This window comes from Chengkuizengella sp. SCS-71B (assembly GCF_040100845.1).
GTDB lineage: Bacteria > Bacillota > Bacilli > Paenibacillales > KCTC-33759 > Chengkuizengella.
This window is the reverse complement of record NZ_JAZHSH010000001.1, coordinates 1,138,411-1,157,486: the sequence shown is the minus strand read 5'-3', so window position 1 is coordinate 1,157,486 and position 19,076 is coordinate 1,138,411. Positions and strand designations below refer to the sequence as shown.

At 32.6% G+C, this 19,076-nt stretch carries 22 protein-coding genes, 1 pseudogene and 1 riboswitch; of the genes and pseudogenes, 6 read left to right on the top strand and 17 right to left on the bottom strand.

Going from position 1 to position 19,076, the window contains the following annotated elements:
* Positions 1 to 29 precede the first annotated feature (29 nt).
* The 11 genes from VQL36_RS05825 to VQL36_RS05775 all read right to left on the bottom strand — a co-directional run bounded on the left by VQL36_RS05825 (position 30) and on the right by VQL36_RS05775 (position 8,527).
* On the bottom strand, positions 30 to 905 hold the full coding sequence (locus VQL36_RS05825; RefSeq protein ID WP_349248407.1) for a type II secretion system F family protein: 876 nt from the start codon (positions 903 to 905) through the stop codon (positions 30 to 32).
* Between the two features lie 58 nt (positions 906 to 963).
* Positions 964 to 1,926 (bottom strand): type II secretion system F family protein, encoded by a 963-nt coding sequence (locus VQL36_RS05820; RefSeq protein ID WP_349248406.1) that lies wholly within the window; start codon positions 1,924 to 1,926, stop codon positions 964 to 966.
* Between the two features lie 21 nt (positions 1,927 to 1,947).
* Positions 1,948 to 3,357, bottom strand: coding sequence for a CpaF family protein (locus tag VQL36_RS05815; protein ID WP_349248405.1), 1,410 nt, complete (start codon positions 3,355 to 3,357; stop codon positions 1,948 to 1,950).
* Between the two features lie 15 nt (positions 3,358 to 3,372).
* Positions 3,373 to 4,245 (bottom strand): AAA family ATPase, encoded by an 873-nt coding sequence (locus VQL36_RS05810; protein WP_349248404.1) that lies wholly within the window; start codon positions 4,243 to 4,245, stop codon positions 3,373 to 3,375.
* The gene (gene cpaB / locus VQL36_RS05805) at positions 4,235 to 4,954 is read right to left on the bottom strand and encodes a Flp pilus assembly protein CpaB (RefSeq protein WP_349248403.1); all 720 of its coding nucleotides are present in this window, start codon (positions 4,952 to 4,954) and stop codon (positions 4,235 to 4,237) included. The genes VQL36_RS05810 and cpaB overlap by 11 nt, the downstream gene beginning before the upstream one ends.
* Before the next feature lie 21 nt (positions 4,955 to 4,975).
* Complete coding sequence (locus tag VQL36_RS05800; protein ID WP_349248402.1) at positions 4,976 to 5,911, bottom strand: Tad domain-containing protein; 936 nt, start codon at positions 5,909 to 5,911, stop codon at positions 4,976 to 4,978.
* A gap of 61 nt (positions 5,912 to 5,972) precedes the next feature.
* Positions 5,973 to 6,932, bottom strand: a complete 960-nt coding sequence (locus VQL36_RS05795; protein WP_349248401.1) for a Tad domain-containing protein — start codon at positions 6,930 to 6,932, stop codon at positions 5,973 to 5,975.
* A 10-nt stretch (positions 6,933 to 6,942) separates the two neighbouring features.
* A complete protein-coding gene (locus tag VQL36_RS05790; protein ID WP_349248400.1) occupies positions 6,943 to 7,326 on the bottom strand; it encodes a TadE/TadG family type IV pilus assembly protein in 384 nt (127 codons plus the stop codon).
* A gap of 4 nt (positions 7,327 to 7,330) precedes the next feature.
* Positions 7,331 to 7,840 carry a prepilin peptidase gene (locus VQL36_RS05785; RefSeq protein WP_349248399.1) on the bottom strand — a complete coding sequence of 170 codons (510 nt, stop codon included), beginning with the start codon at positions 7,838 to 7,840 and terminating at the stop codon, positions 7,331 to 7,333.
* 107 nt (positions 7,841 to 7,947) lie between these two features.
* Positions 7,948 to 8,166, bottom strand: a complete 219-nt coding sequence (locus VQL36_RS05780; RefSeq protein ID WP_349248398.1) for a Flp family type IVb pilin — start codon at positions 8,164 to 8,166, stop codon at positions 7,948 to 7,950.
* A gap of 13 nt (positions 8,167 to 8,179) precedes the next feature.
* Complete coding sequence (locus VQL36_RS05775; protein ID WP_349248397.1) at positions 8,180 to 8,527, bottom strand: DUF192 domain-containing protein; 348 nt, start codon at positions 8,525 to 8,527, stop codon at positions 8,180 to 8,182.
* A gap of 73 nt (positions 8,528 to 8,600) precedes the next feature.
* A riboswitch (cyclic di-GMP riboswitch) is annotated at positions 8,601 to 8,685 on the bottom strand.
* A 375-nt stretch (positions 8,686 to 9,060) separates the two neighbouring features.
* On the opposite strand from VQL36_RS05775, the gene VQL36_RS05770 reads away from it, so the two are divergent.
* The 3 genes from VQL36_RS05770 to VQL36_RS05760 all read left to right on the top strand — a co-directional run bounded on the left by VQL36_RS05770 (position 9,061) and on the right by VQL36_RS05760 (position 11,861).
* Positions 9,061 to 10,605 (top strand): sodium-dependent transporter, encoded by a 1,545-nt coding sequence (locus tag VQL36_RS05770; RefSeq protein ID WP_349248396.1) that lies wholly within the window; start codon positions 9,061 to 9,063, stop codon positions 10,603 to 10,605.
* 12 nt (positions 10,606 to 10,617) lie between these two features.
* Positions 10,618 to 10,719 (top strand): MetS family NSS transporter small subunit, encoded by a 102-nt coding sequence (locus tag VQL36_RS05765; RefSeq protein ID WP_349248395.1) that lies wholly within the window; start codon positions 10,618 to 10,620, stop codon positions 10,717 to 10,719.
* Positions 10,720 to 10,940: 221 nt separating this feature from the next.
* Positions 10,941 to 11,861 carry a cation diffusion facilitator family transporter gene (locus VQL36_RS05760; protein WP_349248394.1) on the top strand — a complete coding sequence of 307 codons (921 nt, stop codon included), beginning with the start codon at positions 10,941 to 10,943 and terminating at the stop codon, positions 11,859 to 11,861.
* A gap of 108 nt (positions 11,862 to 11,969) precedes the next feature.
* Here the strand turns inward: VQL36_RS05760 and VQL36_RS05755 are convergent, their stop codons facing one another.
* Together VQL36_RS05755 and VQL36_RS05750 are read right to left on the bottom strand one after the other, a co-directional pair.
* The gene (locus VQL36_RS05755; protein WP_160645145.1) at positions 11,970 to 12,191 is read right to left on the bottom strand and encodes a DUF1450 domain-containing protein; all 222 of its coding nucleotides are present in this window, start codon (positions 12,189 to 12,191) and stop codon (positions 11,970 to 11,972) included.
* A gap of 77 nt (positions 12,192 to 12,268) precedes the next feature.
* On the bottom strand, positions 12,269 to 13,216 hold the full coding sequence (locus VQL36_RS05750; RefSeq protein ID WP_349248393.1) for an aldo/keto reductase family protein: 948 nt from the start codon (positions 13,214 to 13,216) through the stop codon (positions 12,269 to 12,271).
* Between the two features lie 108 nt (positions 13,217 to 13,324).
* Here VQL36_RS05750 and VQL36_RS05745 point away from each other — a divergent pair.
* Positions 13,325 to 13,426: pseudogene (locus VQL36_RS05745) on the top strand (winged helix-turn-helix transcriptional regulator); the annotation flags it as partial.
* A 19-nt stretch (positions 13,427 to 13,445) separates the two neighbouring features.
* On the opposite strand, the gene VQL36_RS05740 reads toward VQL36_RS05745, so the two are convergent.
* From VQL36_RS05740 to VQL36_RS05730, 3 genes are all read right to left on the bottom strand, one after another.
* Positions 13,446 to 14,648 (bottom strand): M14 family zinc carboxypeptidase, encoded by a 1,203-nt coding sequence (locus VQL36_RS05740; RefSeq protein ID WP_349248392.1) that lies wholly within the window; start codon positions 14,646 to 14,648, stop codon positions 13,446 to 13,448.
* Between the two features lie 149 nt (positions 14,649 to 14,797).
* Entirely contained in the window at positions 14,798 to 15,598 is an 801-nt protein-coding gene (racE, locus tag VQL36_RS05735) for a glutamate racemase (RefSeq protein ID WP_349251131.1), read from the bottom strand.
* A 93-nt stretch (positions 15,599 to 15,691) separates the two neighbouring features.
* A complete protein-coding gene (locus VQL36_RS05730; protein WP_349248391.1) occupies positions 15,692 to 16,129 on the bottom strand; it encodes a disulfide oxidoreductase in 438 nt (145 codons plus the stop codon).
* A 90-nt stretch (positions 16,130 to 16,219) separates the two neighbouring features.
* Between VQL36_RS05730 and VQL36_RS05725 the strand changes: the two genes are divergently transcribed.
* Positions 16,220 to 16,966 (top strand): potassium channel family protein, encoded by a 747-nt coding sequence (locus tag VQL36_RS05725; RefSeq protein ID WP_349248390.1) that lies wholly within the window; start codon positions 16,220 to 16,222, stop codon positions 16,964 to 16,966.
* A 65-nt stretch (positions 16,967 to 17,031) separates the two neighbouring features.
* Here the strand turns inward: VQL36_RS05725 and VQL36_RS05720 are convergent, their stop codons facing one another.
* Positions 17,032 to 17,163: a DUF4023 family protein gene (locus VQL36_RS05720; RefSeq protein ID WP_349248389.1), complete on the bottom strand. Its 132-nt coding sequence runs from the start codon at positions 17,161 to 17,163 to the stop codon at positions 17,032 to 17,034.
* 941 nt (positions 17,164 to 18,104) lie between these two features.
* Between VQL36_RS05720 and VQL36_RS05715 the strand changes: the two genes are divergently transcribed.
* The gene (locus VQL36_RS05715; RefSeq protein WP_349248388.1) at positions 18,105 to 19,052 is read left to right on the top strand and encodes a hypothetical protein; all 948 of its coding nucleotides are present in this window, start codon (positions 18,105 to 18,107) and stop codon (positions 19,050 to 19,052) included.
* The last annotated feature ends 24 nt before the right edge of the window (positions 19,053 to 19,076 follow it).

The following is a 19,076-nucleotide window of genomic DNA, read 5'->3' as shown; positions in this document are numbered from 1 at the left end:
CATGATCTCTTTAATATAGAATTATTTTTCTAGCCACCAAAAGTCTCAAAGAAACCTATAAGAACAGGTCCCAATATGACGATAAATAAACATGGGAATATAAAAAACACAAGAGGGAACAACATTTTAATCGGAGCTTTCATTGCCTGCTCCTCAGCACGTTGTTTTCTTTGTTGACGAACTTCCTCGGATAAAACTCTCATTACCTTTACCATACCAACCCCTAATTTCTCAGCTTGTAAAATGTTACTTACAAATGTTTTTACTTCTTTTACTGATAATCTTTCTTTAATGCCTAACATAGCTTCACGCCTTGTTTTACCTAAACGTATTTCCTCTAAACAATGTTCTAATTCACTTGACAAAACGCCTTTCTTTTTAGAAACTAATTTGCTCAGTGCTGCATCAAACCCTAATCCAGCTTCCAAACTTACCGTTAATAAATCTAATACATCTGGGAGTTCACGCAGAGCCTTCTTGTTACGTTTATTTATTTTACTTTTTAAAAATAAATGAGGAATGATTAGGCTACTCACAAAAGAAAAAAATATTGAAACTATCATTATAGGAGTAGGAAAATCCAATAAAGTTAAATATATACCTGAAATAGTTGGAAACAAAATAATACATCCGACTTGAAGTAACCGGAAATCAACCGGGTTCATTTCAAAAGGTCTACCAGCTTGCATTAATTTCAATTCAATTTTAGCTACTTTTTTCTCCTTCATATTACGTTTGAACATTTTTTTCACTTTGAGTAGTAATGATTCTACCCATTTTTTCAAGAAAAATTGGGGTTTATCATTTTCCTTAATGATTACATTTGTGTCAACCAACTTTTTCTGTTCACCTTTAATGAAAGAGATTCTTTTCTTTATTTTATCTTTACGTTCTCTACGTAGCAAAAAAACGCTATATATGATTAAGGTGATTGTGAAAAAAAATGAAATATAAACCATAACATCACACCTCAATTGTAGTTATCTTCTTAATTATTAAAAACCCTACCGTACCAGATATGACTCCTGCAATAACAAGTCCAATCCCAATAGGATGGTTAAATAGATTAGAGAAATATTCAGGCTCTATCAAAAATAAAACTAAACCTACACCAATAGGTAGGCCTCCTAAAACCCATCCAGATAATCTTCCTTGGGCAGTTAACGTTGTGATCTGACCTTGAATTTTCGTTCTGTCTCGAATCGTTTGTTCAATCGTTTCCAAAATAACAGATAAATTTCCTCCAATTTGCCTTTGAATTAAAATAGACTGGATCATTAAATCTAAATCTTCACTGGGCATTCTTTCTTTTAATTGATACAGCGATTCTTCCAGTGAACTTCCGTATTGCATTTGTTTAATCATTAGTTCTATTTCCTCTTTCATAGGTGATTCAGATTCTTCTACTACAGATTGTAATGATTGCAGCAAACTAAAACCCGCTCGAAGTGAGCTAATTAAGGTAGTAATCATATCAGATAAACTATCGTTAAACATATTTATTCGTTTTTTATGTTTGATTTTAACCCAAAAATTTGCAGCAATGTGAAGGAGGCAGAATCCCAATATGACCATAAACCATATATTAAAAACCATATATAAAATCAATCCCGATAAAATGGAAAGAATAAATCTAAAAATAATAAACTCTTCAGCACTTAATGAGATTCCTGCACTAATTAATCTTTGTTCAAGATTTAGATTATTTTTCCTCTTTTTCAACCTTTCCAGTACATGTTTTTGAAATAATTTCATCCTTACTAAAAGATTGAAGGTTCGCTTGTCCAAAGCTTTCTCATCATTCACATTTAAAAAAAACTTCATTCTTTTTTCCATTTTTTTATCTGAATTAAAAAAAATCTGCAGCAAACTAAAAAATAAAAATATACATGACATCATAAACAAAACTACGATCAAAAATTTCAATTGTTAGAACCCCCTCTTTTATCAATATTCATTTTCTACAAAAACAGTTGGAGGAATATAAATTCCGGAGGTTTCTAATCTTTCATAAAATTTAGGGCGTATTCCTGTCGGTTTAAGTTCTCCTATGATTTTCCCTTCTTCATTAATCCCATATTGTTCAAATACAAATATATCCTGTAAAACAATCACATCACCTTCCAAACCTTGCACTTCAGTGATATGTGTTATTCTTCTCGTCCCGTCTTTCATTCTTGATTGATGAATAATCACATCAATCGCCCCAGCAATTTGCTCTCTTATCGCTTTCACAGGCAGATCAATTCCAACCATTAACACCATCGTTTCCAAACGAGAAATCATATCCCTAGGACTATTGGAGTGACCTGTAGCTAAAGAGCCGTCATGACCTGTATTCATCGCTTGCAGCATATCCAGTGCTTCTCCTGAGCGCACCTCTCCAATAATAATTCGTTCAGGTCTCATTCTTAATGCATTTTTCACAAGATCACGGATACTGATTTCACCTTTTCCTTCTAAATTAGAAGGCCTAGACTCAAGGGATACAACATGCTCTTGCCAAAGCTGCAATTCTGCAGCGTCTTCTATTGTAATGATTCTTTCATCACTAGGAATACAAGAAGATAAAACATTTAGCGTTGTTGTTTTACCTGAACCCGTTCCTCCACTAACAAAAACATTTAACTTCGCTTTTACACATGCATCTATAAAAACTGCCATATCATCAGTTAGAGTGCCGAACTTAATCAAATCTTCCATCTTATAAGGGTCCTTTGAGAATTTCCTGATCGTTAAAGTTGGCCCTTTCAAAGCAAGAGGCGGTATGATCGCATTTACCCTTGAACCATCTGGTAATCTAGCATCTACCATTGGACTGCTTTCATCTATTCTTCTTCCAATTGGGGCTACGATTTTTTCTATGATGCTCATAATGTGTTCATCATCTCGAAATTGAACCTCTGTTTTTATGATTTTTCCAGCCTTTTCAACATATATTTGTTCAGGCCCATTGACCATGACCTCTGTAATCGTTGGATCTAATAGCAATGGATTTATGGGACCATAACCAGTTAAATCATTGATTAGTTCATCCACTACTATTTTACGATTAATAACCCCTCTAAATTTTTCATTCTCTTTCATAATTTCGACAGCCATGCTATCAATTTGCGGAATGATTTTCTTCACGTCATCATTCTTCACTCGATCCATGATTTTTTTATGTAATAGTTTCTTTAAATCCTGCTGCAAAACTGTTTTAGGGTCTTTTTCCTTTTTTGCATCTACGTTATTGTCAGTTTTACGATAGGAAGATAAAATATCTATTTTGGCCGATGTTATTGCTCCATTAGAATCAGATTGATTTTTAGATTTTTCATCTTTTTTTGCTTGAATTTTATTTAATAAACTCATATGTTTCACTCCTGTCTAAAATATGGATCTGACAGCTTTTCCTTTTTGAAAAATGGACTGTAAAATTGAATTTGAATTTGTTTTTGTTTCCGTTGCTGAGTCACCCCTGTTAGCTAACAATTGTTCTGCTATTTTAAAATAAGATTTTCCTAAATCTGTCTTTCCATGATTTGAGACAAAAGGAACACCTACATTTAAAGATTGCAAAACAAGCTGAGGTTGATTAGGGATATGGAATATGTTATCTGTTTCGAGAATATCTGGAACGTCTGCTGCTTTGATCACATTATCAACAGAGGATTTATTTATCACAACACGAACCTTCTCTTTTTGTCCTAATATATCAAACGTTTCTAACATCATTTTTGTATTTTTCATCACGATCATATCTAAGGTAGACAATAAAAATATCTCATCTGACTTTTCAATAAAAAAGAGACTTAAATCTTGTAGCCCAGCTTCAGTATCTACAATCAAATAATCAAATTGATTCATAAGCAATTTATGAACTTTTTCTAATACAGTAGTTGTAATTAACTCTGCATACTCTGGTCGTTCAGGAGCTGCTAATATTTTCACACCACTGCTGTGATTCACCAAAAAATTAGCTAGTGTATCTTCATCCATTTGATCTAACTCTTCAACAATATCCTTAATTGAAAAAGTAGGTCTTAAATCTAGTGATAAACAAATATCGCCAAATTGGAAATTGCCATCTATGTTGCAAACTCGCATATTATTTTTTGCCAGAGCAACAGCTAGATTTACAGACATTACAGTCCTGCCTATACCTCCATTTGCACTACAGATGGTAATCATTTCACCTTTTCTATTCTTGTTTGCCCTCGCCTCTCTTGCCTCTTTCAGTTGTTTTAATTCATTCTTCATCTTTATTCACATCCTCTTCATCAATTCGACTATGAAGGATGAGCTGAATCTCACCACTATTCGCAGCGTTGACAAGTTTTAAAGCATTCTCTGGTGATAGTTCTAAAGTACTTGAGGTATATTCTACAAATTCCGTATCGGTGGTAGATTCGATCATTCTTCTTCCTACAGCTAAAACACGAACCTCTTTTAGTAAAATTTCTGAACTTACTTCTGGATTGTCTATACGCTCTCCTGTTTCTGGATTGCTTATAACCTCTATATTTTCACTCGTCAATATGACATCAACAATATCTTCTGGTTCAATTAGGTTAGAGACAGAAGTAACAAAATTGACACCAATAGATACTGCACGGAATCCTTCTGTAATTTTTCTTGATATGAATAACGATTCCTCTGCTTCGCTCCCTATATGATGAGGCAAGATAACCTGTCCACTCACAAAATCAGCAAGTGCTATCTTTCCAACTACTTCTTGAGTATTTCTTATCGCTTGTGGGTGTGCACCACCTTCGGGTACTTTTTTGAGCTCTATTAGGTCATTCGTTATCACTTGATTTTCTGGAATTAACTGCTTGGAAGAAACAACTTCTACAAACTTTGTACTTTCTTCGGTACTGGTATTCATATCATTTATATATTTGTAAAATAGTAGAGTTGTCACCAAACCCATAACTACTGCTAATATTAATGTTATCTTCGACCTCATTACATTCACCTTTTCGTAGAATTATTCTGCCAATCTTATTTTATAAACAATTTCACTAACCTCTTCATTTCCTTCCTTTTCAGTTCCTTCATTTTTACTTATTTCATTTCCATCTCCTTCTTCACCATTGCCAACATCTTCAGGCGGAATAAAATACCCAATTATTTTAAAATTAAGTTTGAAGTTGTTAAAATCCCAAGACTTAAAATCATGACCATTAAGTTTCAAGACATTCGTGATTTTAAAATAATCATATCCTAGAATTTCTCCGCTTCCACTTATTTTAGGAATATATATAATCTCTCCTATTTTTGCTTTAAGTATTTTAGCTACTTCTCCTTTATGATAAATTTTAACCCCTAAATTATTAATCTCATTTTTATCAACACCATTCTCAAGGTCATTAACAGAACCTTCACCTGTTAAATCTAGTGTTCTGAAATATAGTTCATTTTGATTACAACTTTGTAAATAAGAAAATATAGTATATTCTGTATTATAATCTGTATCCACAGGACCAGGTGGGTCGTTAGGGTCATCAACTCCTAAAGGAGTAACATATTTTACCTCTTTAATAAGTTCTGCTTTAGCACGAACTGGAACTTCTATATTTTCAAATCCAAATATTTTTGAAAAGGTCAGAGGAACTTCTTCACTTAATTCAACTATTACATTATTTTCCATATTAATCTCGGTTTTTGCTAACTTATCTTGTTGACCATGTTCATCTAAAATTTTATTTACAACTTCGCTTACATTTGCTTGATCATTCATTAATTCTTGAGCTCCAGATAACACCGCAGCATTGGCTGTTTTTTTCAAGTCCGCTTTTACAACATAAACTTTTCCAAAATCAACAACTAATCCAACAAATGCGATTAAAACTGCCATTGAAATTGACATCATAACCATTGAGCTTCCTTTTTGCTCATTTATAAATTGTTTAAGTTTCTTCAATTTATTCACCTCATTTAATTACAATTTTAGTTATATATTTGCATTAAACTAAGAAGTAAAATTATTCTATTAACCTTATACCATAAGCACCATAGTCAACATCTTCATCATCGTTAATAGAACCCGTGCCTGTATGTTTAATAAACATGCCAGTTATAGAAGTATCTTGATCATCCTCTTGATTCATGATATAAAAATAGGCAAATCCAACAACCTCTATTTCTTTTAATTGATTACCTGGAGCACTAAGCGGACGATATACAGGTACTAATATAATTCTAGAACAATCCCTAGGGATCTCTCTTCCAGATTCAAAATCATGCTCACAACCGTTGATTCTTTCTTGAATTGGACGAATCGTTGGTTGCGCCATATTCCCTGTTTTTGTTTCTATTATGTCCCCAATCTTAATCACGCCATTATAACCATGTCTTAAATTATTTTCATAATTACTTGCCCCATGCCTCCCTAAATCTAAAGCACCAAAAAAACCGCTTCCAAAATTATTTTCGTCTCCATTTCCGTTTCCACCACTTTGACCGTTTGGTCCAACTTTTAAAGTGTAAGTTTCAAAATAATTTAATCCTACACTCTCATCAATGCCTAATGGAGCAACTCCTGTTGCACTTCCAATTGATTTAATTTCTGCTTTTGCACGAACTGGAACATCTATATTTGTAAGTCCAAATATTTTTAAAAAGAAAAGTGGAACTTTTTCACTTAATAGGACTGTAACATCCTGATGTATATTAATCTCAGTAGCTTCTAAATTATTTTGTTGACCATGTTTATCTAAAATAATTCCTACAACTTCCTCCACTTTTGTTTCATCATTTATCAATTCTTGAGCTCCAGATAGTGCTGCTGCATTAGCTGTTTTTTGCAAATCAGTTTTGATGACATATATTTTTCCAAAATCAACAACTAATCCGGTAAATCCTAGTAAAAGTACTATTGAAATTGACACAAATACTAGAGAACTTCCTTTTTGATCATGCATGAATTGTTTAAGTTTTATCATTAATTTCACCTCACTCTACTCTAATTGTAGAGTTAGTAGATATTTGCATTGAATCAGGAAAAAATATATCCATTAACGGTGTTGCAGCTTCAAATGGAGAGGTAAGTGTAACTGTTACATAATCACCTGAGTCCCTAATAGAATCATCAGGTACTATAGTTACTTGAAGACTTTCAGGGTCTTTGATTTGAATATAACCTTTTGCAAATGTTTCAATTTCTGTGTCCGAGTTTCCTAATCCTGCTTTCCTAACTGCCTCCTGTGTTGTTAAATGCTGGTTCATGTAATTGAACCCAAGCCTTCCAAAATCAATAATTCCACATAACATTAACAATAATATAGGCAACACCAAGGCAAATTCAGTTAGAGACTGACCTTTTTCACTTTTAATCATTTCATTAGATCCCTCCCTTTAACCAATTCCACACGACACCACCTGCTATTGCTAAACCGTATGGTACTGTTCCAGAAATAGAGTCTTTTTTTAAATTTAATTGGATACGAATCCCGTTTTTTAACCCATATAAAAAATACAAAATGAGCTTTAACTTTTGTTTTGCTCCTTTTCTAAACATGAGGACACATAAAGATAAAATAGCACCTATAATTCCCATATATATAGCTGTAAAAAATACAAATGTAATTCCTTTAAATGCCCCGATCAATGCTAATAGTTTCACATCACCTGCTCCCATGCCTCCCATAAAATACGGAATCAACAGGATTAATAATCCAACAAAACAACTTAATAAGGAATAAAGGAAAGGATCTATACCACCTGAAATTAAGTAATAGAAAAAAGCTAATAAAATACCTGGAAATATTACAACATTATAAATCTTTCTGCTTTTTAAATCAGTAATAACACAAATAATTAAAATAACAAATAAGCATACATTTAAAAACATAGTAACGAGCCTCTTTCGAAGTGAAAATTCTCCTACACGTTTATAAAATATTGAGTAGATATAAGGTGAGAAGGTCAACAAATTTGTTAACCTTCTCATGAAATTATTTAATCATTAATTCCTACTTGTCCTTCTGTTGGTGGTGTTGCACCATCTCTACCTAAAACAGCTTGATAAGCATCATTAAATAAATCGAAGATCTGATTTCTTAATCCTATAATAACACCAACAACAGCTACAGCAATAATACCTAACACCAAACCATACTCAGTTAAACCTTGTCCTTTTTCCTCTTTAACTAAACCTACTAATTTGTTTTTTAACATAATAAACACTCCTCTAATTTTTTTTAAAATAAATGGTATCCCCAGTATTTAATCCTGTCTTTTCAACAGTTCCTGGTGATAGCTCAATGACAGATTTTACGTGTTTGAATTTTTTCCCCAATTTCCATGGAGGTAAATTTTGTTCAATCCCTACAACTTTAAAATCCACATTAAGATAAACAACATCGATTGGAAATTTCATAAAATATGTATGTATTTGGGAACAGGGTGTAATATGAAGAGCATCATCATGAAAAAAATGTTTTTTGAACATAAGTCCTTTAAATCGAGATGTAAAAGTATGTGCTGATCGAACTTGTTTCGCAATGACAACATCATTTTCTTGATTGATAACCCTCATTTTTTAGCCACCTCCCTATGGATATTACCCTATGTTCTACCGAAAGCAGGATAATGAATGAAATCCGCTAAATTTCGGCAGCTGGCTAGCATAGTGTCTTCACTTTAGCCCCTATAGCTTTGCGTCTCTGATTTTCATCAGGTTTGCCCTTGTCTTTAAGTCTCAGAAGATTTCACTCATAATCGATTGCGTTGCTCTTTAATAATCATAGCCTGTTCGAATTGAATTTGAACATCCACCAAATTTACCAAAATTTCCACGTAATTCCATGACTTTCGACATATATTCCCCCTGCAAATCGACATGGTTCTTTCTTGAATTTGGAATAGTACAATAGAATCAAAGGGACTGTTGAAATGAATCTATAGTTTCATATGCATCAGTCAAAAGATTTACAGGCATGATTATTAGTACCTACACATAAACTAGTGATAGGTTTGTGAACAAAATGTGAGGAAATTGTGAAAAAAGTCATTGACACTAGGTGTTAACTATGAAAAAATTAAATAAATTTATAAAGGAGGAATTTATGCATGGAAAATCGTGAGCAATGGGGATCGCGTGTTGGTTTTATATTAGCAGCGATCGGTTCTGCCATTGGTTTAGGTAACATTTGGCGTTTCCCTTATGTGGCATATGAAAATGGAGGAGGAGCTTTTCTTATCCCTTACTTCTTTGCTCTCCTAACAGCAGGTATTCCTATACTAATACTAGAATTTGGTGTTGGTAGATCAAAACGTGGATCAGCTCCATTATCATTCAGTAGACTTTCAAAACGTTTCGAATGGTTAGGCTGGTTTCAAACCTTCTTGTCTTTTGGAATCATTACTTTCTACTCCGTTGTAATCGCTTGGGCAATCAACTATACAATTTTCTCATTTAATTTAAAATGGGGAGATGATACAGAATCATACTTTTTTGGAGATTTTTTAAATGCTACTGCACCAAGTGGGTTTGATTTCGGTGGTATTCAGTGGCACATTTTCATTCCGCTTATTATAGTATGGGCATTACTCTTTATCACTATAACGAGAGGGATTAAAAAAGGGATTGAAAAATTAAGTCTTATTTTTATGCCTATCCTCTTAATTTTAATGGTTATTATTGTATTTAGAGCAATTACTTTACCAGGTGCTTTAAATGGACTTAATCACCTATTCACACCTGATTTTGCACATATTTTGCCTTCCTTCCTAGGTGGAGATAATCCAGATTGGGATCAAGTATGGATTGCAGCATACGGGCAAATATTCTTTAGTTTATCTATAGCATTCGCAATTATGATTACATATTCTAGTTACTTACCAAAAGAAAAAGACGTAAATAATAGTGCATTCATCACAGCATTTTCTAACAGTGGTTTTTCCTTTCTAGCAGCTATTGGAGTTTTTGCAGCATTAGGCTTCATGGCAAATCAGTCTGGTTCTGAAGTTGGAGATGTAGTAAGTGGTGGACTTGGTTTAGCTTTTGTTGCATTTCCAACAATTATATCCGAGTTCCCAGCCTTTAATTCATTTTTCGGTGTGCTTTTCTTTATGACGCTTGTAATTGCAGGATTCACATCAGCAATTTCAATTGTTGAAGTTGTTGTTTCATCAATTACAGATAAACTTAAAGTTTCTCGTACAAAAGCAACACTATGGATTTGTTTAATTGGGTTTTTAATTAGTATGATCTTTATTACAGGCACTGGTTTATTTTTCTTTGATACATTAGATCATTTCATTAATAGTTTTGGAATTGCAATTTCCGGATTCTTGGAATTAATTCTACTGGGTTGGTTCATTAAGCTAGCTACAATTAGAGAAGAAAATAACTTAGTATCTGATTTTAAAATAGGTTACTGGTGGGACATTATGATTAAAATAGTAACACCTATCATGTTAGGTTATATGATTATTTTAAACATTATAAGTGAATCAACTGGACTATACGGAGGATACCCATTACCAGTCATCTTAATTTTTGGTTGGGGTGCTTTACTTGCAATGATCATTGTTGCAGCAATAATGAGCAAATTACAATGGAATGATAATCAGGAAGCAACAATACCTAAAACTAAGTCTGTTACAAAGTGAGGAGGTTTGCTAATGAGCGCAGGAGCAATTACCATGATGGTTTTTGGAGCTGTATTGCTTTGGGGCGGAGCAGCCTTAACCATCTCCATTGCATTGAAAAAACAAAATAAATAATATAAAAACATTCTTTTTTGAACCCTTTGATATTTTTATCAAAGGGTTCTTTCTATTTTAATTTGTTTAAAGGTAATTTTTTTGTAATTTACGTATGAAGATATTTGTCTTGGCAAAAAATAAATTATATTTATTACTTGATTTTAAAGTAATGATGATGTATATTAATATATGAACAAATGATCATATATTAATATACAGGTTAAGGAGGAGAGTTACAAATGCACACACATTATGATCACACCTACACCCATAATCACAGTAATAATCATACATCCAATAATAAAAAAGGGTTAACTATTGCTTTAATTATTACAAGTACAATTATGTTATTAGAATTTTTTGGAGGATTAATCACAAATAGTCTTGCGTTACTATCAGATTCTGGTCATATGTTAAGTGATGCAGCATCACTAGCTTTGAGTCTTGTTGCAATGTGGATCGCAACCAAACCTGTTCGTTCCAGTAAAACTTATGGATTCCATCGATTTGAAATATTAGCTGCTTTATTTAATGGAGTGACTTTATTTATAATTGCTGGTTTTATTATTTCTGAAGCTTATGCACGTTTTTGGGAACCCCCAACTGTTGCAAGTGGATCAATGATGATCATTGCAACGATTGGATTACTTGCAAATATAATGAGCGCTTGGGTTCTAATGAGAAAAGGTGATGTAAAAGACAACATTAATGTTCGAAGCGCATATTTGCACATTATTGGAGATGCATTGGGATCAGTTGGAGCTATAATCGCTGGATTCATTATGTTAGTATTTGGATGGTATGTTGCAGATCCAATTATCAGTGTGATTGTAGCAATTCTCATTCTAAAAAGTGCTTGGGGAATTATAAAACATGCTATTCATATTCTAATGGAAGGAACACCGCTCACTATAGATTATGATAAAGTAATCAAGACTTTAATAGGAATAGAAGGAGTTAAGAACGTTCATGATTTGCACATTTGGACGATTACCTCTAATCTACATTCATTAACCTGTCATATTTTAATAGAAGATCTTAAAAATGAACAAGAGATTTTAAATGAAGCAATATTGGTTCTTGAAGAAAAATTTAATATCAAACACGTTACAATTCAAGTGGAAAAATCAGATACTATTCATTCTAAATTAGAAGTTTAAGATTTACCTTCTAAAGTGAATCTATGAAGCATATGCAAAATATACAATTAAAAGCCTCAGATGTAATTTCACATCTTGAGGCTTTTTGCAGTTTGTTAATAAATTTAACTACTTTACATATTTCTTTGCTTTTTCAATCGCTTGATCTTCATCTTTACCTGTCACATATCTTCCATTAATAAAAATAAATGCACTGCGAGTACATGGACCACAATATGATTTACAACCTACGTTAATCGTTGCATCTGGTGCAATTTTTTTTAACTTAGGCATAATTGTCTTCATTTTCATATGTTTACATTTATCACAAACTTGAATTGTATTTGGCATTTTATGAAAAATCCTTTCAATAAGTTCAGCTATTAACCTGTACTTATTGTAATGAAAGGTTCGTCAGAAATCAATAATTATGCTAAGATATCCTCAATTTCTTGTAAGTCTTCCGCGGATAAATCTACACCAGAACCTTTTACATTTTCATTTACTTGATCAGGTCTAGATGCACCAACGATACAGCTTGAAATATTGTCTAAACGTAAAATCCAAGCAAGAGCTAGTTGAGCGACACTAATCTCATTTCTTTCAGCAACTACCTTTAGTTGTTCAACCTTTTGCAGTTGTTCTTCTTTTAATACATATTCCATCCACATATTAGACTTAGGATCTGTGGCTCTTGATCCTTCCGGTAATGGTGCGCCTGGTTTATACTTACCAGTTAAAACACCTTGAGCTAAAGGAGAAAAGACTACTTGACCAATCCCTTCTTGTTCAGACAATGGAACGATTTCTTTTTCAATATCACGATGGAACATGTTATATAAAGGCTGATTAGAAGCAATTTGATCTAAATTATATTTTTGAGATAAACGAACTGCATCATTTAATTGAACTGCACTCCACTCACTTACTCCTGCATACAATATCTTTCCTTGTGAAACTAAATCATCTAATGCACGTAATGTTTCCTCGAGTGGTGTTTCTGGATCATAACGATGACATTGATACATATCTATGTAATCTACACCTAATCTTTTTAAGCTGGCATCACACTGCTCCATAATATGTTTTCGAGATAAACCATTATCGTTTGGACCTTCTCCCATTGGGAAAAATACTTTGGTCGCTAAAACATAAGAATGTCGAGGATATTTACTCAATGCTCTTCCTACTACTTCTTCAGCTGCCCCATTGTAATAAGCGTTAGCTGTATCAAAAAAGTTAATTCCTAATTCATACGCTCTATCTACAATCGCTTCTGCATTATTATCTCCTACTGAACCTCCATAGGTTAACCAACTACCTAAACCTATTTCACTAACTTTTATTCCTGCTCTACCTAAACGACGATATTTCAATAAATTTCCCTCCTTAGATATTCAACTAATACTTATTGCTATTTTAGTCTTTATTCTTCAAAATGGAAAGTGAAAAAAATGATTGGTAAATTACAAAAAAGTACATAACCTACTGTACCAGTAACTGTAGAATATTCCTTTACTCCAAAAGGGGATGATTTACATCTCATTATTAAACAAATGAAGTTCTGGGCAGCGAAATGGACTTAGGGACTTATCGAGGTATTTATCAAACTACTTTTAATCCTTTGACCATAATTCCAATCACTTCATTATAAATTCTAGGGAAATCGGCAATGGGGAGTGGATTAATTCCTCTTCCTGCTTCAACAGTATAACCAGGTCTTCTAAAATCTTGAATAAACCAGTCCTTATATCCAGCATCACTTCCTGTTAGTTTAATAGGTCTATATCCACTTACTGATTGAAAATGGTTTGCAATTTCTTCTGAAATAGGTGGTTCTAAGTCACGATAGTTCCAATAGATTTCCTCACCTTGTGTATGGAAAGCTATGACCATATCAAAATTATTATTTCTTGTAAAATTAGCTATGGTTTTCGCTTCAGGTTCACTTAAAGGATATGGACCAACCCAATCTCTTGGACCTGGACCTGTTGCTGCACGCCTCTCTTTTTCCTCTTCCCAATTAGCTGGGAACTGATCATTTAAATCAACACCTCGAATATTTGCCTTCCAACCACTAAAATTAAAAGATCCATTATTCCATTCTAATAGCTGCTTGTAATAAGGATGTTGCTCAGTTATACCTTCTTGTACAAGCTCCACTCCATCTGGATTAACCATAGGTACAATCCATAAAGAGGTATTGTTAAACCACTTTTTCATATCTGAACCTCTTAATTTTCCATCAGTGCTGTAAGCTTTTGCATAATCCTCGATGAATTTCATTAATAAAACCGTTGTAATCCATTCATTTGCATGAAAAGAGCCATTATAATGTACTTTTTTTGGTCCTTCACCATTTTTAATTGCCCAAATATCTTTGCCCATGACACTTTTTCCAAGACTAACAACTTCTAAAAATGGATATTTCTTTTTTAAAGCATCGATATCTTCTACCATTTCCTTATACCCATACTCTGATGTTGTATCTACAATACTATTACCGGAACTATTAGGTAAAACAATCCTTTGACCAATGAGTAAACGTTGTGGGTTAACATTCGGATTGGCAGAAATAAGATCATTTATTTGAATATTAAACTTCTGGGATATTCCATAAAATGTGTCTCCTGCCTGAATCACATAATATTGAGTTGAGGCATTTGGTATTTGTAATACTTGACCAGGGATAATATAATCCATATTTGCTAGCTGTGGATTTGCATTTATAATAGAACTAACCGTAACCCCAAATCGTTTTGCTATTCTTGATAAGGTATCTCCTGATTGAACGATGTACGATCTCATTCGTGAACCTCCCTAAAAAATATCTCATCTAAATAATTATGTGTTTATAACTTGTCTCATGAAAAAAACCATCCACAATGATCAGAAGATCAACATGGATAGTTTCAAATATTGTAATTTAAATTCAAACTAATATTTTCATTTTAAATCTAACGTACTAATGAAGTATGTTTCACTTCTACATATTCATCTAACCAATTCTGCGCAATTTTTTGAAATAGCTCCTTGTCACCACTACAGTAAAACTCATGTTGTGGTAACGAAAGAGCTGTTGAGTTTAATTGACCTCTATCAAATAAAATCGCACTTACTTCTCTAGCTGTTTCTTCTGCAGAATTAATCAATTTCACTTCTGGTCCCATCACTTCAGATATAAGATCAGTTAAAAAAGGATAATGAGTACAACCTAAAATTAAACAATCCAATAATTCATTCATTATAGGTTCAAGTGATCGTCTTACGATATCCAATGATTCCTGATGCATAAATAATCCTTTTTCAACTAATGGGACAAATGCTGGACAAGCTTGACTTACCACATTGATTTCTGGTGATATCATATGAATTGCTTCTTGATAAGCTCTACTCCTAATAGTACCGTCTGTTCCAATCACTCCAATGGAACCTATTTTTGTATTTTTAATGGAAGTTCTAACGCCTGGATGAATCACTCCAACTACGGGTATAGGTAATATTGTTTTTATATCTTCCAACGCAACTGCTGTTGCAGTATTGCACGCTATGACTATCATCTTTGGATTAAATTTAAATAAATAATTAACAATTTGAAGTGCATATGAACGTACTTCTTCAGCTGATCTTGGACCATACGGTGCTCTTGCGGTATCTCCGAAATATATGATTTTTTCCTTAGGGAGCTGACGTTTAATTTCTTTAGCAACAGTCAGACCACCAACACCTGAATCAAATATGCCAATCGCTTGCTGCACATGAACCGCTTCCTTCACAATAATAAAATGTTGTTATACAATGATTAAGATATGTTTATATGTAAGAAAGCGTACCTAAACTCTTTTCTCAATTTACGCCTTTACATTAGATGAGTTTTTTTGAATATACAATAAAATAATAGATATAAGAGTAAATGCAGTAAATGAAAGAAACGGAATGGTTATAAAGTTCAACCAGTTAATATAACTTACGTTACATGGAACAATACCACAACTGCTGCCCGCTTCCTGAAATAATGATGTTTTTTGAATGATATAATGATAACCGGATATTAACATACCAAGAAGTGTCATAGGTAAAGTGTAGAAAACAATCTTATGATCTTTTCTTATCGCTGCTATTCCTAACAATATTACTAATGGATACATTAAAATACGCTGATACCAACAAAATGTACATGGAATATACTCTCTAATTTCAGAAAAATATAAACTTCCTAATGTTGCGATGAGGGAAACAGACCAGCTAACATATAAACCGTCTGAAAGCATAAACCTTTTTAGCTTCATAAAACCACCTTTTCATTCAAATAACTATTATTTTACCATATATTAATTTAAAAAATGAAATAAACCATAATTTAAAATTTTTTTTCGAAAGTGAGTGATCTAACTGTCATGAAAAAACTATCACTAGTTTATGAGATTTCCTTGCTCATATTAGCCATTACATCTGTATCTTTGACTTTTGTAACAGAAAATGAAACTTTATTACTTGTAGATTGGATTGTATGGGGAATTTTTGTTATTGATGTTTCTATTCGTTTTTATACTGCAGAAAAAAAATGGGAATATGTTAAAAAAAATCCTTTTGATATTATAGCTATTATTCCATTTGACGCTATTTTCCAACTTGCAAGATTTGTTCGTTTATTTCGTGTTATTAGAGCGGTTGCCATATTATCTAGATTATTCAAGCCTTCTATTAGAGAGATTTTAGAAATCAATGGATTGAATAAAGTTATTGCAGCCGTTTTTGCTTTAATTTTCATTGCTTCCATCCCAATTTACTTTGTTGAACCTTCCGTTGAAAGTTATGATGACGCTATTTGGTATAGTATTGTGACTGCAACAACTGTAGGTTATGGTGACTTCTCACCTGAAACACCATGGGGGAGAATGATTGCTGTTATTCTCATGGTATTCGGAATAGGTTTAATAGGTATGGTTACAGGATCTATAGCAACCTATTTTATGGAAGGAAATAAACAAGAAAATCCAAAAATAGACTATTTAAAAAAAGAACTCGATCGTTTGGATGAACTGACTAATGAAGAGATTGATACGATGATTGATATGTTAAATAAACTAAAGATTAAAGATCAAGCAGAGAAGGTCAGCCCATAAAAAATATGCTATCTAAACCCCAAGGAGTTAGGTTAACACTATTAACTTTTGGGGTTCTTTTTTATTCATTTATTTGTTGCATGCTGTTTATTTTGTAATTTTCTATTTGGTTGCCCTTTGCCATAATGTTTTTTATTTTTTTCATTTTTTTCTTGTGTCTCATTAATTTTATTTACAAATTGACTTAAATCATCCATTTCATCACCCCCAATTTGATCTTAAATAAAACTATAAAAAAAGAGTGTCCAATTTTGTAAAGGTGACATAAAAAGGTCCCAATGAAGGGACCTCTTTTGACGGTGTTAGTTAAGCACCCATTCTAAATATAACGAGAAGAAACATTTGTCTTATTGTTACACAACAACTCAACTTTTTACTTGTGTTTTGGTTTTTAAGCAAATTCACAAGGATTAGCTTCTTACATCGAATCAGAAAGAATCACTTTGGCTGATTCGTTGAATTGGTTGTCCAACGGAACCACACCTCTCTTTCACCGTCAATAGTAGTATAGACTGATTTTTCTTTTTTATTCAGGCAATTTTTAACGCCTAGAAATGAAAAAAAGAAGGTCCCAATAAAGGAACCTTCTCTTGACGGTGATTAATTAAGAACTCATTCCAAATATGACGAGGAGAAATTGTCTTATTATTGATATACAATAACTTAACTTTTAACTTGTGTTTAAGGTTTTTAAACTTACTCACAAGGATTGTCTTCTACATCGAATCAGAAAGAATCACTTTGGCTGATTCGTTGAATTGGTTGTCCAACGGAACCACACCTCTCTTTCACCGTCAATAGTAGTATGAGCAGAAATTACATTTTATATTCATCAAATTCAGTTTTGACCCTCAGTGATCAGTAAATTAGTAAAAGAAAAAAACTGGCACATAAAAATTAAGTGATGTTTATGGTCCAAAATTATATAGCGCAACCTTATCTCATCTCTTTACGTCTATGGGGGAAAGGAGGAGTTTTTTTAAAAAAATGTATTAATCATCATTTCTTCTTTGTTGTTTTAGGATTAGACATATTGATACCTATAAACAACGTGTGATTAGTTTAGAAGTGATGCATGCGTATATGATTTTCTCTATAGAAGAAAAGCTTAAAGCATATGATAAAAGGGGCGATCGAAGTGAAAAACAATATATTTATAACAGGAGTAGTATTATTAGCTGTTGTTTTAACAGGATGTACTGGAGATCAATATGGAAATCAACATGAGAATCAATATGAAACAATAGGTAGATTTGTTGAATTTAAAGAAAATACTGTTGTTGTAAAAACTGGAGATATAACTAAGGAATTTAAAGTGGATAAGGAAAGCAAGGAGGATTTCTTCTGGAATGGTGAGAAAGTAAGGGTTAAAAAAGTTGATGAGAATAAATTTGAATTAGAGAGTTATTATGAAAATGTAGGTGAAATAGGTGGATTTAACGATAAAGAAAATACTGTTACTATAGTAAATGATGATATATTGACGGATTATAAAGTTGATAAAGACAGCATAAAGAACTTCTACGTAGGTGAGACAGCAGGGGTTAAAAAAGTTGGTGAGAATAAATTTGAATTAGAGAAATATGATGTTTTTTATCATAACGATGACATTGTAAGGTCTTTAGGAGAAGGAAGAATAATTGCTACAAATACTGGTGAAGTAAAGGAAGTTAATAACAATTCATCTATTCTAAAAACAGATAATGGAGATTTAAAACTTTATTCGTTTATTCTTAGAACAGATAAGGAAGATTTAGAACTTTATTCGAAAGAATTATTAGAAAAAGGATCTGAAGTAGTTGTAGAATATGAATATTTAAATGATGCAAAAGTTGTAGTTGACATCTATAAGGAGAAGGTTGACTTAACTGTTAAAAACATAAGAAGAGAAGCGGGAACAGGCGTAATGATATTAGATACTGAAAATGAAGAGGGTTTGAAAAACGTAGTATATGTAACTGAATATACTACTCTATATTTTAACCACTATGATTTAAAAGAAAATGATAATATTTCAGTATACTCTGGAAATATAGATGAAATTAATTCTGGAAGTATAAATGCTAGAATAATTATGTGGTATTAAATAGTCATCTAGGTCAATCACCTA